This is a genomic window from Dyella sp. (assembly GCF_035486915.1).
Taxonomy (GTDB): Bacteria; Pseudomonadota; Gammaproteobacteria; order Xanthomonadales; family Rhodanobacteraceae; genus Dyella_B.
Genome location: NZ_DATHMR010000023.1, coordinates 1 through 17,429, shown reverse-complemented (window position 1 = coordinate 17,429; position 17,429 = coordinate 1). Strand labels below are relative to the sequence as shown.

Annotated in this window: 13 protein-coding genes and 1 pseudogene; 12 read left to right on the top strand and 2 right to left on the bottom strand. The window is 55.3% G+C overall.

The genetic code is table 11. The annotated features are described in order from the left end of the window. The 12 genes and pseudogenes from VK725_RS02610 to VK725_RS02555 all read left to right on the top strand — a co-directional run. Positions 1-258: pseudogene (locus tag VK725_RS02610) on the top strand (tyrosine-protein kinase); the annotation flags it as partial. A 222-nt stretch (positions 259-480) separates the two neighbouring features. Next, the gene (locus VK725_RS02605) at positions 481-1,437 is read left to right on the top strand and encodes a Gfo/Idh/MocA family oxidoreductase (protein WP_325316503.1); all 957 of its coding nucleotides are present in this window, start codon (positions 481-483) and stop codon (positions 1,435-1,437) included. A gap of 5 nt (positions 1,438-1,442) precedes the next feature. Further along, positions 1,443-2,030 carry an acyltransferase gene (locus VK725_RS02600; protein WP_325316502.1) on the top strand — a complete coding sequence of 196 codons (588 nt, stop codon included), beginning with the start codon at positions 1,443-1,445 and terminating at the stop codon, positions 2,028-2,030. After that, positions 2,027-3,139 (top strand): DegT/DnrJ/EryC1/StrS family aminotransferase, encoded by a 1,113-nt coding sequence (locus VK725_RS02595; protein WP_325316501.1) that lies wholly within the window; start codon positions 2,027-2,029, stop codon positions 3,137-3,139. The genes VK725_RS02600 and VK725_RS02595 overlap by 4 nt, the downstream gene beginning before the upstream one ends. Positions 3,140-3,212: 73 nt before the next feature. Continuing rightward, positions 3,213-4,538: a glycosyltransferase gene (locus VK725_RS02590; RefSeq protein WP_325316500.1), complete on the top strand. Its 1,326-nt coding sequence runs from the start codon at positions 3,213-3,215 to the stop codon at positions 4,536-4,538. Positions 4,539-4,549: 11 nt separating this feature from the next. After that, on the top strand, positions 4,550-6,007 hold the full coding sequence (locus VK725_RS02585) for a lipopolysaccharide biosynthesis protein (RefSeq protein WP_325316499.1): 1,458 nt from the start codon (positions 4,550-4,552) through the stop codon (positions 6,005-6,007). Positions 6,008-6,149: 142 nt separating this feature from the next. After that, positions 6,150-7,427: a glycosyl transferase gene (locus tag VK725_RS02580; protein WP_325316498.1), complete on the top strand. Its 1,278-nt coding sequence runs from the start codon at positions 6,150-6,152 to the stop codon at positions 7,425-7,427. Continuing rightward, complete coding sequence (locus VK725_RS02575; protein ID WP_325316497.1) at positions 7,424-8,743, top strand: hypothetical protein; 1,320 nt, start codon at positions 7,424-7,426, stop codon at positions 8,741-8,743. The genes VK725_RS02580 and VK725_RS02575 overlap by 4 nt, the downstream gene beginning before the upstream one ends. Further along, complete coding sequence (locus VK725_RS02570) at positions 8,740-9,840, top strand: glycosyltransferase family 4 protein (protein WP_325316496.1); 1,101 nt, start codon at positions 8,740-8,742, stop codon at positions 9,838-9,840. The genes VK725_RS02575 and VK725_RS02570 overlap by 4 nt, the downstream gene beginning before the upstream one ends. Beyond that, positions 9,828-11,783, top strand: coding sequence for an asparagine synthase (glutamine-hydrolyzing) (gene asnB, locus VK725_RS02565; RefSeq protein ID WP_325316495.1), 1,956 nt, complete (start codon positions 9,828-9,830; stop codon positions 11,781-11,783). Before VK725_RS02570 ends, asnB begins: the two co-directional genes overlap by 13 nt. A 79-nt stretch (positions 11,784-11,862) precedes the next feature. After that, a complete protein-coding gene (locus VK725_RS02560; protein ID WP_325316494.1) occupies positions 11,863-13,038 on the top strand; it encodes a glycosyltransferase family 4 protein in 1,176 nt (391 codons plus the stop codon). Between the two features lie 109 nt (positions 13,039-13,147). Then, positions 13,148-14,566, top strand: a complete 1,419-nt coding sequence (locus tag VK725_RS02555) for a glycosyl hydrolase family 28-related protein (RefSeq protein ID WP_325316493.1) — start codon at positions 13,148-13,150, stop codon at positions 14,564-14,566. 175 nt (positions 14,567-14,741) lie between these two features. On the opposite strand, the gene VK725_RS02550 is transcribed toward VK725_RS02555, so the two are convergent. Continuing rightward, complete coding sequence (locus VK725_RS02550) at positions 14,742-15,827, bottom strand: undecaprenyl/decaprenyl-phosphate alpha-N-acetylglucosaminyl 1-phosphate transferase (RefSeq protein WP_325316492.1); 1,086 nt, start codon at positions 15,825-15,827, stop codon at positions 14,742-14,744. A gap of 634 nt (positions 15,828-16,461) precedes the next feature. After that, a partial coding sequence (locus VK725_RS02545; RefSeq protein ID WP_325316491.1) for a polysaccharide biosynthesis/export family protein occupies positions 16,462-17,429 on the bottom strand: 968 nt, incomplete at its 5' end.

Sequence of the window (17,429 nt, the reverse complement as noted above, 5' to 3'; positions counted from 1 at the left end):
AAGCCCAAATACGACCTGATCATCATCGATACACCGCCCATTCTGGCGGTAACCGATGCGGCAATCATCGGTAATCATTCCGGCACCGGCTTGCTGGTGGCACGTTTTGGCGTCAATCAGCCTCGCGAACTCAACTTGGCCAAACAGCGCTTTGAGCAAAACGGTGTAGCGATCAAGGGCGCCATTTTCAACGCCGTGGAGAAGCGAAGCACGGGTTATTACTCGTATGCCTACTACGCGGTCGACACGGTGGCCTAATGAGAACCGTACGAAAAACAGAGCAAATACAGGGGCGGGTGTTGACGATCTGCCGCACACGCGGACGGGTTCGTCATTGCGAACCGAGCTGGAGTCTTCGGCTTGTTGTCCCGTGCAGAAATCAACAACAAGTCGCCGAAAGAGTATGCGCAGCGGATCGTATTGCGGCGCCATTCGGATCTCCAGTGATGTGCGGTATTACGCGATATCGGAAACGGTTCTATGTCTACCATCAAGAACTTCGCGCTTATCGGTGCAGCAGGCTACATCGCGCCACGCCACATGCAGGCCATCAAAGCCACCGGCAACCAACTCGTGGCCGCCCTGGACCCGAATGATTCAGTCGGCATCATCGATAGCCACTTTCCCGATGCCGATTTCTTTACGGAATTCGAGCGCTTCGATAGGCATGTCGACCTTCGTAGGCGTGCCAGGGACGGCGGCAAGATCGATTACGTGTCGATTTGCTCGCCCAACTACCTGCACGACTCGCATGTGCGTTTTGCGTTACGGTCTGGTGCTCATGCTATCTGCGAAAAACCTTTAGTGCTCAATCCGTGGAATATCGAAGGCTTGCAGGAGATTGAACGTGAAACGGGAAAAAAAGTCAGTTCCATCCTGCAACTTCGCCTTCATCCGGCAATCATCGCCTTGCGAGATAAAGTTCGGAGCAAGCAACGAGACAGCAAGCACGAGGTGAATCTCGCGTACATCACTTCACGTGGTCATTGGTATCTCCAGAGTTGGAAGGGCGATACGAAGAAATCCGGCGGCATAGCCACCAATATCGGTGTGCATTTTTTTGACATGCTGCATTACATTTTTGGCGCGCTGCAAACGAATGTGGTCCATTTATACAGCGATACGCAGGCGGCTGGTTATTTGGAATACGAGGATGCCCGCGTGCGTTGGTTCCTATCGGTGGATATCGACGATGTACCCGTTGCGCAACGTGAAAATGGCCAGCGCACCTTTCGGTCGATCACCGTGGATGGCGAGGAAATCGAATTTTCCGGAGGCTTCACCGATCTGCATAACCGCAGCTATGAAGAGATTCTTGCAGGTCGAGGTTTTAGTCTGGAAGAAAACCGCACTGCCATCGAGACCGTGGCGGCGATTCGCACGAGCAAGGTGGTTCCCGCTACGGACAACGGCCATCCGTTCTTGAGGAATAAGTAAACAATATGGACTACTACAAACATCCATCCGCCATTGTGGACGAGGGCGCCCAAATCGGCGACGGCTCGCGCATATGGCATTTCGTGCACGTATGCGGCGGTGCCCGCATCGGCAAAGACGTTTCGCTCGGACAGAACGTGTTTGTCGGGAACAAGGTAGTGATCGGGGATCATTGCAAGATTCAGAACAACGTATCGGTGTACGACAACGTGACGCTGAAAGAGGCCGTCTTCTGCGGGCCAAGCATGGTTTTCACCAATGTCTACTTCCCGCGCTCGCTGATCGATCGAAAGAACGAATACCTCGATACGTTGGTCAACAGGGGGGCGACGCTAGGCGCGAACTGCACCATCGTCTGTGGCGTCACCATCGGCGAGTTTGCCTTCATTGGCGCGGGCGCTGTCATCAATCGGGATGTGCCCGCGTACGCATTGATGGTAGGCGTACCGGCGCGGCAAATCGGATGGATGAGTGAGTTCGGCGAACGTTTGAATCTACCGCTGGACGGTCACGCCGAAGACGTCTGTCCGCATACCGGTACCCGCTACGTATTAAGAGGCCGCACGCTCTGCAAAGAGGAATCACGCAAATGATCGACTTCATTGACCTCAAAGCACAGCAAGTTCGCATCAAGGACAGCATCGACGCTGGTATTGCGCGTGTGCTGGCACATGGGCAGTACATTCTTGGCCCTGAGGTCTCTGAGCTTGAAGCAAAGTTGGCTGCGTACTCGGGTGCATCGCACTGCATCTCCGTCGCCAATGGTACGGACGCTTTGCAAATCGCCCTCATGTCTCTCGGTGTGGGAGCGGGCGATGAAGTGATCACGCCGGGCTTCAGTCATATTTCCACCGCCGAGTCGGTAGCGGTGTTGGGAGCCAGGCCGGTGTATGTGGACATCGACCCAAAAACCTACAACCTCGATGCCGATCTGCTGGAAGCATCTATCACGCCGCACACTAAGGCGATCATCGTGGTGTCGCTTTATGGTCAATGCGCCGATTTCGACAGCATCAACGCCATCGCGGAAAAGCACGGCATTGCCGTCATCGAGGACGCTGCGCAAAGTTTTGGCGGCACCTACAAAGGCCGTAAGAGTTGCAATCTCAGCACGATGGCATGCACCAGCTTCTTCCCCAGCAAACCATTGGGTTGCTACGGCGATGGTGGCGCGATCTTTACCCGTGATGGTGCACTGGCGAAAGTTGCGCGCCTGATCGCCAGGCATGGACAGGATCGTCGTTACCATCACTCGCGCATAGGTGTGAATAGCCGATTGGATACGCTGCAAGCGGCCATTCTGCTGCCAAAGCTCGAGATCCTCGACGACGAATTGGCGCTGCGGAATCAAGTGGCAAGTCAGTACGACCACCTGCTTGGCGAGATCGACCACGTCATCGTGCCCACTATCGAATCGCACAATACCAGCGCCTGGGCCCAATACACTGTGCGCGTGAACAACCGTGACGTGTTGCGCACTCGTCTTCAAGAGGCGGGCGTTCCGACTGCAGTGCACTATCCGCTTCCCCTCTACCAGCAGCCGGCTCTTGCCGATGGAAGTGCATACCGGCTGGCGGTTTGTGATGTGGCGGCAGAGGAAGTGATGAGTTTGCCCATGTCACCCTATCTCGATGCAAATACACAAAAATTCATTGTGGAGGCATTGGCTTCGTGCGTTGTCGCCGAAGCCATTTCGAGTTGACTGCGATGAAGACGATCACTTTCGAAAAGCACTTTCTCATGGCACGGGTGGTCTGAAAGTCATGAGAATCGCCATGCTTACCAGCGCCTACCCGTATCATCCCGGTGAGCAATTCATCGAGGATGAGATCGAATATTGGGCTAAAAATCCGGTCGCGCACGTAACGGTCCTCCCCGCCGTAGCGCGAGGAGAGCCGCGGCCTTTGCCCGGCGGTATCTCCATCGATCTGTGCATGGCGAATGAAACGATCGTCGCGCGATTCATTTCTCTATGGATTGCACTGTTCTCCATGATGTTTTGGCGTGAATGGGGTTACCTGTGGCGATCTCGGAAAATCAGCGTGCATACGATCGTGCGCGCACTGCTGCATACGTCCAAGGTGGTTGTTCAAACCCAAGGCCTGCATCGATACATCCAGCGGCACGGAGAAATCGACGTGGCGTATTGCTATTGGAACGAAACGCAGTCCTATGCCGCGGTATTGGCCAAGAAAGAGGGCGGAATACGAAAAGTCATTTCGCGCATACACGGAATCGATCTGCACGAGATTCGAAGGCCTAATAACTACATGCCACTCAAACGGCAGTTCATCCATGCCTATGACCAGGTGTTCACCACATCGAGGCAAGCGCAGGCATATCTCGAAGAAACCTATGGTGCTTCGGCCGAAAACATAACGGTCAGTCCGCTGGGCGTGCCGTTGAATGACGTGCTGTCGAAACCAAACGGAAAAGGCACGCTGCATATTGTCTCGGTTTCATTCTGTCTTCCCGTCAAGCGTCTGGACAGGATCATCGAGGCGCTGCGCCTATTCGCTCTTCAACACAAAGAGATAGCGACAATATGGACTCACATCGGCGGCGGTCCTTTCTTTGAGGAAACAAGGTCCACCGCATCGTCGCGATTTGCCGGCATCGACAATATTTCTTTTGAATTCCTTGGCGAAATGGCGAATGGCGCGGTAAAAAAATATTACAGGAATACACCGGTAGACCTGTTTATAAACATGAGCGAATCCGAAGGTGTTCCGGTTTCCATTATGGAGGCTATGAGCGCGGGTGTACCTGCGATCGCGCCTGATGTTGGCGGCATTTCCAATCTGGTGTCGAACGAATGTGGCGTATTGCTTAGGGCGTGTCCAAGCAGTCAGGACATTGTCGATGCCATAGGCACCGTTGTGTTTGGCGAAAAGAGGGATGCCTTGCGCGCAAATGCCCGGAAGATGGTCGATGAGCACTTCAGTTCCGATAGGAATTACTCGGATTTCATTGCGAGTGTCCTGGCCATCGGTGCGGCTAAGGAGGAAAGCAGCAAGCGAAATCGGGAAAGATTTGAAATGGCTCCCACTCGGGTAACAAGAGAAGGCACGAATCGAGAGCGAAAGATAGTCAAGCTTTGAAAGGCGAGAGTGTGAATATAAAAACAGTCATGGCGTTTGCTTTTGGACCGATCGCCACTGCCGGCCTCGGTCTGCTGACTGTGCCAGTCATTGCGTGGATTTTTCATCCGGCAGACGTCGGTCGCCTGAATATGGTTCAGATCTCGGTGTCTTTCGGCGTGCTGCTGTTTAATCTTGGCCTGGATCGCGCTTACATTCGGGAGTATCACGAATGGGGTGACCGGGGCGCTTTGCTGAAAGCGTGTTTCGCGCCCGGATTTGCACTACTGCTACTGGTCGTTGCGATCACGCTTCCCTATGACAGGCGTATCTCGATGTGGCTATTCGGTGTTGAGAATGTCGGTTATTACTGGATTCTCGTTGCGTGCTTGATAGCCAGTTTCGTTTCGCGATTCCTGTCGCTTATTTTGCGCATGCAGGACCGTGGGCTCGCTTTTTCCATGAGCCAGGTTCTGCCAAAGATTATCCTCTTGCTTATTTTAGGCGGCCTGGCGCTGTCGGCTTTTTCCAGGTCGTTTGTAGAGCTTGAAGTAGCCTATTTCGTCTCGTTGTTGTCGGTCCTCTTCATCTACACCTGGAATACGCGTCGTGAGTGGAACCCGGCATTTGCTGCCGGAGTTTCTCAAGCGCAGGTTCGAGGGCTGCTTAGTTACGGCGTGCCTTTGATATTTGCCGGTATCGCTTATTGGGGGCTCGATGCAACCAGCAGCGTCGCATTGCGTTCATTGTCCACGCTTTCAGAGCTGGCGGTTTATTCGGTCTCGGTGAGTTTTGCGGGTGTGGGTGTGGTCTTCCAGACCATCTTCACCATGCTGTGGGCGCCACTCGTCTACAAGTGGGTGGCGCATGGCGTAGATATGAGGCGGGTTGATCTTATTGCCCAGCAGGCACTGGCGGTGGTCTGTGCGCTCTGGATCCTGTGCGGAGTATTTTCCTGGGTGGCCGATTTCATATTGCCCGCGCGCTACCTTCAAGTGAAATACTTCATGCTGTGTTGCATCGGCCAGCCGTTGCTCTACACGCTTTCCGAAGTGACATGTGTGGGTATCGGCATTACGCGCAAATCCATGTTGTCGCTGTGGTCAACCGTGGCTGCGTTGATCGTCAATGTTGCAATGAGTGTGTGGCTGGTGCCTGGGCACGGTGCGGCAGGAGCCGTGATTGCCAACGCAGTTGCTTTCCTCGTTTTTTTTGTCGCCAGAACCGAGGCATCTGCTTACGTATGGCGCCCCTTTCCCCGAGCGCGGCTTTATGTGGTTGTCGCCGCTGCAGTGGGATTGTCCATCGCTACCCTGATATTCGGCCCCGTGTCTCCGGTGCACTTCAACGTTGTCTGGCTTGCCATGTTGCCCATTGTTCTGTGGCATTTCCGCACCGAATGGCTCGGCATGTACCGGTCGTTGCGTTCAGCGGTGAGGTCGGAAGGATGGCCCGTGTTGGCTCGAAGAGGGCCCGATGTTCGTTCTTGATAACTCAGGTAATCCCATGCCCGAAATGCCTGATGGGAGGTGTTTATAGCGTAGCGATACAGAGCGCATGGAGGCGACATACAAACGTTCATTTCATTAACGCATTGGGGGTGCGACATGCAGGTTGGCTGAGGGTCAGGCAATGAAGCGGATTAATTTGTTTGTCTTTGCGACACATCATTTATCCAATAATGTTGCGGCCCAGCGTTTCAAGGGGCTGCTGAAATATCTGGATCCAGCGAAGTACCGGGTCTTTGTTTTCACGCGGGAGCCCGCTTCGGGCGCGCATGTCATCAACGCATCTTCCGCTCTGGAAGTCACTGTGTTTCCGTTGTCGGGACACTGTGTGGGTAGCGAATCATCCGCGTCATCATCTTTGTTCGCGCTGGCGGCGGCCTTCATACGACCGTTGCCGTTCATGTTTTCAAAATATGGAGCGCCACAACGTGCATGGTTTGTCTCCGCATTGGCGCAAGCCGATCGCTTATGTCGTGAGAAATTGGCCGCGGGCGAGCGTTGCGTGGCCATTGGTACATATTCACCGATCGATGCACTGATCGCTGCAGCGAGTTTGGCCAACCGATATGGCATCGATTGCCTGCAAGACTTCAGAGACGGCTTGGTTTTCGAGCCTCTGGGCAAGTCTGGCTGGTTGCGAAGCACTTTGAGAAAACTGATCGAACGCCGCGTCCTGGCGGTTAGCGGTCTGATTACGTCGGTCAGTGGCCCGTTGGTGGAAGACTTTCGTCGCCGCTATCCGGGCAAGACGATACAAGTGCTGCCAAATGGCTACGACCCTGCGGATTTTGCAGCCCTGCTCGACGATGCCGACAGCGAAGAGCGAGCGACCGCCATTCTGGCGCGTCATGTACCCGCGAATGCGATGCTGATCGGCCATTTCGGACGTATAGGCGCCAGTGACGCGTCGGCATCCGTGACTCTGGAGAATTTTATCGAAGCCATGAATGAATCGATCCCGCCATCGGCGACTATCCATGTGATGTTTGTGGGGGAGCTGACGCCATCGGAGCACACGTCGATCAAACGCGCAAACTTTTCCATCAGCGTGCTGGAACCGGTCGAACGGAGACTGGCCCTTCAACTCATGAAACGATGCGACAAATTGTTGCTGCTTACCGGTTCTCGCGCCAGTTGCGCCACCGGCAAGTTGTTTGAATATCTCGCCGCAGGAGCGGACGTACTGTGCATCTCGGCAGTGCACAACGCAGCAACCGACATTCTCGCGGAAACCGGCGCCGGACAAACACTGCTGACTGGCGAGATAGCGGCGGGGAGCAACGCGTTGCGCAAGGTGCTATCTCCCCGCGTCGATCGCGCAGGTCGTGACATCAGGGCTTATAGCAAGGTTGAGCAGGCCGGCATGCTCGATAGCTGGATTTCGCAGATGGTGCTGACATGAACCGCATTGAAGGCCCGTCGTTGGTGCCGTCGATACCACCGAGCTCGCCGCCGGTGCAGTTACCCCGCGCAAATGTTTACCGATTTACGTTGCGGCACATGTTCCTTGGCGTGGCGTTCCTTTTGCTGCTGTTTGCAGTGGTGGTGCCCAATTCGTTGCCATTGTCCACCGCAGGGGCAATGGGACTCGCGTTTATGTTGGCGTTGCCCGGCATACGTCTCGGCCAGTCGCTCAGGAATTTGTTGGCGCTCTACGCGTGCACCGTCATTGTGACCATTGTCTATGTGATTGTCGGAGGTATGCATGGTGCACCGTTGGTTGCCATGGCCGAAGTTACGGCGGTCTACATTGTTTCGCCAATGGTGTGGATGATTATCGCGGAGGGCCTGCACAGGCGGCTGGGCGTTGATGGTCTTATCGATTGGTTCATTCTGCTAAGCGTGTTGTGCGTCCTGAGCGTGGCGCTGTTTTTCTACCTTTTCCTTACACGTGGCGCGTCGGCGGTGGAGTTCTTCTTTCAGGGTGCCAATGTCAATTTGAGTGAAGGGTTTTCCGGCGCGACCATGCATGTCTATGGATCGATGATTTTCTTGTGCGGAGGGTTTTTCAGCACGCCCGAACTTATCAAGAGCAAGCCGTTGCGATTCGGGCTTCTTGTGATGCTTCTCATCTGCGCGCTTACGTCCGGCCGATCGGCATTGATACTTGCCATTCCCATTGGCTGGATTCTTGGATGGATGCTCGCATCCCGTACGGTTGAGCACGTGGGGAAGTCGGCGATAGCTCGCCTTATTCAGTATGGCTTGCCGTTGTTGATTGCCGTGATGGCAACACTCTTTCTGTTGCAGGCGTATACCCAGGTGAGCGTTTCATCGGTATTCGATATTGTCTTTGACAAGGTTGCTTCTGGCGGTGGCAGTGCGCGTGCCGAAATGTCGCGGTCGCTCTACGAAGGCATCTTCGATAACGGAGGACTGGGTGCAGGGCATGGTGTCGGCGTCCAATTTGTCAGCGATCCCCTCCATCCCTGGCGTTACGAGGTGGTGTGGTTGGCCACTATCTATAGGGTAGGAATCGTGGGCGCGGTGATCTACGTATTGCCGTTCCTGCTTTATGCCGTCGGAGTAATTAGGTTGGCGCTCGCACGCCTTTTGCCGGTACGTCACAAGTTCATGTTCTGCGGGTTTGTCTGTGCGTTCCTCGCTACCAATACGAATCCATACATCGAGGCATTTTCCTTGCAGTGGATGTACGTCATCCCACTGGTGCTTTGGTACATCGAATATCCGTCGATCCTGAAACGGGTGTCCCAATGAAGCGCATCAAGGTGCTGCTCTTTTCGAAGTATTCCAGGCGTGGTCCAAGCTCGCGGTTGCGTAGCCTGCAGTATTTGCCCCTGCTGCGGGAATACGGTATCGACGTGCAGATTCACGCACTGTTTCCGGATGCCTATCTGGAAGAGCTTTATCACGGTAGTTCATCGGCCGCCTGGCATCGCGCCTGGTGGCACGGCATGCACCGTATCGTGCAACTCTTGCGACGTAGCGACCACGACCTTGCATGGATCGAAGGCGAATTGTTTCCCTACTTGCCCAATTGGATCGAATCGGCGCTTGCGCGGTCCGTCGCTCCATACGTCGTCGACTACGACGATGCGCTGTTCCACAAATACGATCTGTCTCAAAGTCCATTAGTGCGGCGCCTGCTGGGACGCAAGATCGATCAGGTCATGCGCAATGCTACCTGCGTGGTTGCCGGTAATGGGTACCTGGCGGCGCGCGCCCTGCAAGCGGGTGCCCAGCGGATTGCGATTATTCCGACGGTCGTGGATGAGAAGCGTTATACGACGGTGAGTCACGGAGCCGATACGCAGCAACCCGTCATAGGCTGGATCGGATCGCCCGCCACCGAACACTACGTGCTGGATAAACGTGATGTCCTGGAACGCGTCTGTGCGAAGTATGGCGCGCGCCTATTGTTGATTGGTCCGCACACGGAAATCGCCAGCCAGTTCGGTAGCGTTGTTCCAGAAGTGGCGGCGTGGTCCGAGGACAGTGAGGTAGCCATGATCAGCCGGATGGACATCGGCATCATGCCGTTGCGCGATGGTCCGTGGGAACGCGGGAAGTGCGGCTACAAAATCATTCAATACATGGCTTGCGGTTTGCCCGTTGTCGCTTCCGCAGTCGGTACGAACAGTGACATCGTGCGCGATGGTGAAAACGGTTTTCTCGCTGGGGATTCCAGCATATGGGAAGAACGCCTCGGACAGTTGATCACGGATGGGTCTTTGCGCTTGCGCATGGGCCAGGCGGGTCGTGCGTGTGTCGAAAACGAATACAGCCTCAAAGCGCAGGCGCCGCGACTTGCAGAAGTATTGCGTAACGCGGGGCAGAGCTCATGTGCGGCCTGACCGGATTCTGGAAATGGCGCGGCGCGAGTCGTGAAACCCTGCGCGGCCACGCGCAAGACATGTCGAGGCAATTGACGCACCGCGGCCCCGACGATAGCGGTCTGTGGTGCGATGAATCGGTAGGCATCGTGCTGGCACAGCGGCGCCTGTCGATCCTCGATCTTTCGGATGCGGGCCATCAACCGATGCAGTCGGCGTGCGGGCGCTACGTCATCGCATTCAACGGCGAGATATACAACCATCTCGATATGCGTAAACGGCTGGCGGAGGAGGGGGCTGCACCAGCATGGCGTGGGCACTCCGATACCGAAACCTTGCTCGCGTGTTTTGCTGCGTGGGACATCGAACGAACCTTGCAACACAGCGTCGGCATGTTTGCCTTTGCAGTATGGGACCGGCAGCAACGAACGCTCATATTGGCGCGCGATCGCATGGGCGAGAAGCCGCTCTACTACGGATGGTTTGGCGACACTCTCCTGTTTGGTTCAGAGCTTAAGGCGCTGAAGGCACACCCTGCCTTCAAGGGGAATGTCGACCGCGACGCGCTGACGCTGTTCTTACGCCACGATTGCGTTCCTGCGCCATATACCATTTACCAAGGGACATTCAAACTGTGTCCAGGACACGTGTTACGCATTCCCATCGACGCACCCAAGGATGCGCAGCCGCTGCCGTACTGGCGCTACAACGATGCGGTGAGCAAAGGCTTGAGCGAACCGTTGGCGTGTAGCGACGCCGAGGCAACCGATGCACTTGAGCGGCAACTCAGAACAAGCATCAGCGCGCAAATGCTTTCCGATGTGCCACTGGGTGCGTTTCTCAGTGGTGGCATCGACAGCAGCACCATCGTCGCCCTGATGCAGGCGTCGAGCCGTCGACCCATCAAGACATTCACTATTGGCTTCGAAGAGAATGGCTACGACGAAGCTATCCACGCCGGTGAAGTAGCGGAGTATCTCGGTACGGAGCATACCGAACTGTATGTACGTCCTGCGGACGCACTGGCGGTCATTCCGCAACTACCATCCATCTTTTGCGAGCCGTTTGGTGATAGCTCCCAGGTCCCGACTTTCCTGGTCAGCCAACTGACCCGTCGCGAAGTGACCGTGGCGCTGAGCGGCGACGGTGGCGATGAGTTGTTCGGTGGCTATAACCGTTATCTGGCCGCCCGCACGACGTGGAGGCGGATGCTGCACCTGCCGCGATTTGCCAGGCACGCCGTTGCCGGGGCGTTGCGCACAATATCTCCAGCCGCGTGGGACCGGCTTGTAGCACATGCAGAACCGCTGCTTCCTAAAAGATGGCGTGTCGCCACACCAGGTGAGAAGGCATACAAGTTGGCGGAAGCGCTGTTGCAGTCCAATGGCCAATCCTTTTTTCTCAACGTTGCCAGCCGTTGGAAAGATCCGGCAAGCATGGTGATGGGCGCGCGCGAGCCGTCGACGTTGCTGACCGATGCGGATGCGTGGCCACACACCGGCAACCTGGCGCAATGGATGATGGCCATGGATGCGCAAAGTTATTTGCCCGACGACATTCTGGTAAAGGTCGATCGTGCTGCGATGGCCAATAGCCTGGAGACTCGCGTGCCGATGCTCGATCATCGCGTGGTCGAGCTGGCGTGGCGGCTGCCATTCCATCAGAAGATTCGTGATGGACAGGGAAAATGGCTGCTACGAGAAGTGTTGTATCGGCACGTGCCGAAGAAATTGGTCGAACGTCCAAAGATGGGTTTTGCCATTCCATTGGATAGCTGGCTGCGCGGCCCGCTGCGCGATTGGGCGGAAACGTTGCTTGGCGAGAACCGACTTCGCCAGGAAGGTTATTTCGATCCGACCCCGATCCGGCAGAAATGGGAAGAGCACTTGAGCGGCCGACGCAACTGGCAGTACGCGTTGTGGACGGTGCTGATGTTTCAGGCATGGCTGGAAGCTAATCGGTGACCATCGCCATCACAGTTCTTCGCGATTATCGCTTGGCTCAACTCACTTTGAACCAACTGTCAGGCATTGAAGAGGATGTATGAAAGCCATTCTGTTCGCCAACACCGACTGGTATCTCTACAACTTTCGGCGCTCGCTCGCATTGTCCTTGCGTCGGGCCGGGTATGACGTACTGCTTATTTCGCCAGCGGGATCGTATGGCAGCAAACTGCGCGAGTTGGGTTTGCGCTGGGAGCCGCTGCCGATGCAGCGGCGCAGCCTCAATCTGCTACGCGAGCTGGCACTGCTGTGGTATCTGGTCAAATTGTTGCGGCGTGAACGACCGACCGTGGTGCACGGCTTCACGATCAAGTGCGCTGTGTACGGCTCGCTGGCGGCACGGATAGCCGGTGTTTCTGCGCGGGTCAACGCTGTGGCAGGAATGGGTTACGTGTTCACCAGTACGCAGTTGAAAGCGCGAATCTTGCGTCCCGTGGTGCGCGGTCTGCTGCGGCTGGCTCTAGGAGGAAAGGGGGCACGGCTCATTTTGCAGAACGCGGATGATGTGGAACTGTTCAAGCAAGCGAGACTGGTGGAGCCGAAGCATATTCGCCTGATTCGCGGTTCGGGTGTGAACTGCGCACAATTTTCTGGCGTATCGGCCAGAACGCCTGACGGCGAACGCCTGCGAGTGTTGCTGGCGTGTCGATTGCTTTGGGACAAAGGGGTCGATGAGTATGTCGCGGCGTCACGACAATTGCGCGAACAAGGTCGCGCTATTGACGCGCTGATTGCCGGAACGTCGGATCCGGGTAACCCCGCGGCTATTCCGGAATCGACAGTACGGCGCTGGGTGGACGAAGGAACACTCACTTGGCTGGGTCATGTCGACGATATGGCTGGTCTGCTCGAATCCGTTCACGTCGTGGTGTTGCCGAGCTATCGCGAAGGGCTGCCAAGAACGTTGGTCGAAGCGGCCGCCTGCGGACTTCCATTGATCACGACGGATGTGCCGGGATGCCGCGAGGTTGTACGCGATGGCGTTGACGGATTGTTGATCCCGGTAAAAGACAGCAACGCACTGGCGCGTGCTATCCAGAGACTTCAGGACGATCCCGCGCTCGCCCGTCAGCTTGGCGACGCAGCGCGCATCAAGGCGCGCACGCAGTTCGATGAACGTATCGTCATTCAGCGCACCATGGATGTCTATGCAGAGCTATGTCATCCGTTGGAGCAATCAGCAACGAATAGCCAAAGTAGTCGCCTATCGCATTAGGTCTTCTTGGCCGCATCTTTAGAGACGACTGGCGAGCTTAACAAGGCTGCGGTACCCGTTATCGAGGCCATCTGTTATCGGAGGAATTGCCGTGCCAACTTCGCCGCACATGGTCAATGTATTGAGTTTCCTGCCCGAGGCCGAGCATGCGGGCATTCGCGCTGGCACCAGCACGTACGACTGCACGGGCGGCATCCAGTCAGCGATCAACGGTGCCAATAAAGTGTTCGTACCCGCTGGGGTTTATCTCGTAAAGCAGCTGAACCTGAAGTCCGACATGGAGTTGTACGGCGAAGGGCCGACCAGCGAATTGAAGGCGCTCGACAATTCGACGGCCTGTGAGTTCATGCTCGTCACGTATGTGCGGGACGGCGGAACTTCCCACGTCGCGGACAACATGCGCAACATCCATCTGCATGATCTGAAGCTTAATGGTCGTGTTGGCGAATTCGGTTACATGCAATATTTCTATCTTCTCGCCGTCAATGCGACGTCGGATTTGACCGTCCAGAATGTGGTCTTTTATGGCTTCCGTGGAGACGGGATGTATGTGGGCTCGGGGACGTTGAAGACCTCGGAACGTCACAATCAGCGCATTGCCGTACGCAACTGCTTGTTCGATGGTGGCGTCAAGGACAATCGAAACGGATTGTCCGTTATCGACTGCGACCAGTTAACCGTTTATGGCTGCACGTTCACGAATATCGGCAACAGCAAATTGTCCCACTCCGTAGGGGCGATCGATTTCGAGCCGGATCATAACTGGAGCGTGTATCGCGACGTGACCATCTCTCATTGCAAATTCGTCGATATCGATACCGTAAACACTGCAGGCATCACATTCTTCAACGGGCATCAGGCGGCCGGCAATATTCATGACTGGGTCGTTTCGGATTGCCAATTCACGAACTGCTATTGGAGCATCTATGCCGCGTCAAAACCCAAGCCCGTCGATGTGCCGGACAACCTCTCGGTATTGAATTGTCACTTTCTCAATTCAGTGCGCTTCGATATGAACATCGGTGGTTTGAGTCATACGCAGATAAGCGGATGCACGTTCGAACGGTCACCGCCAGGATCCGGACCAGGTGGCGATGCGGTCCGTCTTGGTGCCTTTACCAATCAAACCACCAAAAATGCAGTCAAGACGGTTATCACCGGCAATACATTTACCGGCATACGTCCGCAGATGGGGGCTATCGGTGTGTACGGTGCGATAGGTATGGTATGCGCAGGCAACACATTCATCGATGTCTATGGACCCTGCATCAGCTTTGCTGAAGACGCGTCCACCGATCACGCAAGATCTATCGGCAACGTGATCATCTCTGGCAACAAGGCGAGAAGAACGCAGGGGTCGGCAGTAGGGCGTGCCGCGCCCATGTCATTTCTCGGAACCAGCAATCAGCTGCGCGTGGTCAAGGGGCAGTTGGTGCTTCAAGACTCCTACAATTACAACAACGACATCCAGACAGGCATCACGGAAGTCGAAGACGCGGCGGATATTCAGTTTGTTGGAGCTAAATAACCAAGTTGCTGAGTGTTGCAACGCTGTGCGAACCTGCGTCTTCGACTTCTTACCCTCTCATTAGCACCGAATCTCGCACGCATTGTTTTTCTCCATCCCATGCAAGAAAGGGAGGGAGTAAAGCATTGACGATGCAGGTTCGACGCCAGTTGTCCTAACGGGATGCAAATCAGGTCTAGATACGCTTGTTCGCAACACGCGCGAGAACAAGACGTCTGCTGCCATTGCGATTTTTTTCCTGACGCGCGCGCACCTGTGTGACCGTCACGATGTACACCATCATCGTGACGCAGAAAGCTGCAAGGTTAAGCCCGGCGGATCTCGCCGCATGGCTGATGAATGCGCCGATCAGGGCGAGACCGACAGCAAACGCGGTTAGCGCGAGCAGCGTTGTGCGTGGTCCCAGGCCAGCATCCATAAGAATGTGATGGATATGTCCACGATCCGGCTTGAAGGGCGATTTACCTTGGCGCATGCGTCGGAGCATCACGGCAAACGTATCCAACACCGGCAACGCCACGCACCACAGTACATCGACCGGTGACAGGTGCGTCTGGGATGTCTGACTCATGCGCACCAGCGCCCATGCCAGCATGTAACCAATAAGCATGCTTCCTGCGTCGCCCAGGAAGATCTTGCGGCCCATGAGGCCGAGATTGGTAATCAGGTAAGGCAATGAGGCGGTCGCCAGCAGAGCCAGCAGCAACGCCATCTCCTGCAGTGCTGGCGGATTGGCGAACATGACGATGGATGCAATGCTTACCAGTTCCAGGCTGCCGGCGAGGCCGTCAATCCCATCCATCAAGTTGAACGCATTCATCAGACCGATGATGGCGATCACTGTTATCGGTGGCCCAAGCCAGCCGAGCTCCACGTCATAACCGAAGATGTGTCCCAGCGTGTGAATGTAAACGCCGGTGGTCGCGATGACCGTCAAAATGGCAATGGCCTGGATCAGAAGACGATTTCGCACGCTCAGGTCAAAGCGATCGTCCAGCGCGCCAAGCAAAGTAAGCAGCATGGCGGTATCGATAAGAATTTTCACGAACCAGTGAAAGTGGCCGTAGGCGGCCGCTCCTACGGTGATTCCCATAAAAATAGCGAGACCACCCACCAGCGGAACATCGCCAACGTGTTGCTTGCGATGATCGGGGTGATCCATAAGGCCGAGCAACAAAGCATACCGGCGCAGCATGAAGATAGCTAACGCTGAGGTACATGTGCCGACCAAACAATCGAAAATGACACGGGGCTCTAGCATGACATTTCTATCCCGTCGCGCTTACAGGTCCCCAAGCCCGCGCGAACTCATTGGTAAGTGGTGCAGATATCAGGCGATGGAATGCACGCTGATCTGCGCCTAGGAAATCCAAGATCGACCAAATTGCTGCGCTCTCCTGCATCGAGAACATCTCGGGTCGAAGAGCAAGGTGAAATCTTTCAAGCGATAACACGCAATGCATTAACGACCTGATTTGGAACCTATCACCTTTGGATATCAAATCGTGTGTCACCGAATCGTTGTATTCAGCGCACGACCATCTAGTTGGTGATCGAGTCAACACAACATGAAAGTATGAATGTAGTTTCTCTACATTGATGAATGATATTCACGCGTCGATGTATGACGATTTCAGTAAATGAAATACGTCTGTAAACGAACGATCGCTTACACTAAGGTGACGTCTTGATTCAGTCATGTGAAAGAGCAACGGATGAGCCACATCATTCATTCGTTGCGACGGTGATGGGCTGAAATGCCATGCCTCAGCCAAATATGATATCGCATGCATTCCGAGCGGAAGGGCGTTGCAAGCGGAACCGAGTTCTCACAACGCCTTCGCCGTCATCGCACTCGTGTGGCACTTATGCCGAAACGAGATTGACGTAAAAAGTCAGTGAGCTTGATTCACTGAATAATTGGTGTAAGCCGCAGAGCTGAGGACGCTCGCCGACGGTAGCAATTGGCTCAACACACGATTCCAGCGCGTAATGCCTGCTGGACCGACAAAGACGACATCGCCTGCCTTTATCCTGAATTGGTCGCCCAGTGCGAACGCTGAAGGTGAACGCGCATCCAGTTGAAAGACTTTCGCTGGGGCGTTCTCCAGATCGTTCGCGCCACGAATGACATAAACCTCTTTGCCGCTTGCCGAAAGCGGATTGAGACCGCCGACACGACCCAGCGCCTGGGTCAGAGAGAGAACATCGGTAGTCCCGAAGTTGACTGCCATAGGGCGTATGACCTCACCCATCACATACACCTCTCTGGTGTCGTTATAAGGGAGATACAGGCGATCTCCGTTCTTCAGGTAAATATCGCCTGCGATGCCTTTGGCATCGTTCAAAGCAGCCAGATCCAGGTGGTAGTCATGTCCGTCACGACTCAAAATCAAGTCGGTGATGTTGGCTTGATTATTGTTGATAGTGGCCGTGCCAAGCGCTTCCCACAAGGTCAGCGGAACGGCAGTGATCGATTGCGGATCGGTCTTGATGAACGCACCTTGCATGAGCACGTGCTGGCTGTTATAGCCGACTACGTTGACATCCACCTGAGGGTCCTTCACGAATGTCGACAGCTTGCCGGTGAGTGTCTGCCGCAGTTGCTCAATGGTCATTCCTTCGACCCTGACAGCGCCTATATAGGGATAGAACAGTGTGCCATCCGAGCGCACCAGGCGGCCATTGGCGGCTGTTTGTTGTTGCACGCCGGCGGGTGAAGTCAGCTCTGGGTGATCCCAGACCGTAATGTAAAGCGTGTCGCCGGCGCCAATGCGATAGGGCTCAGGTCTGTACGACAACAACGCATCGGGTATGGCTGCGCTAAGCGTTACTGGGTTGTTCGTCGTGAGTAGTTGCGGAG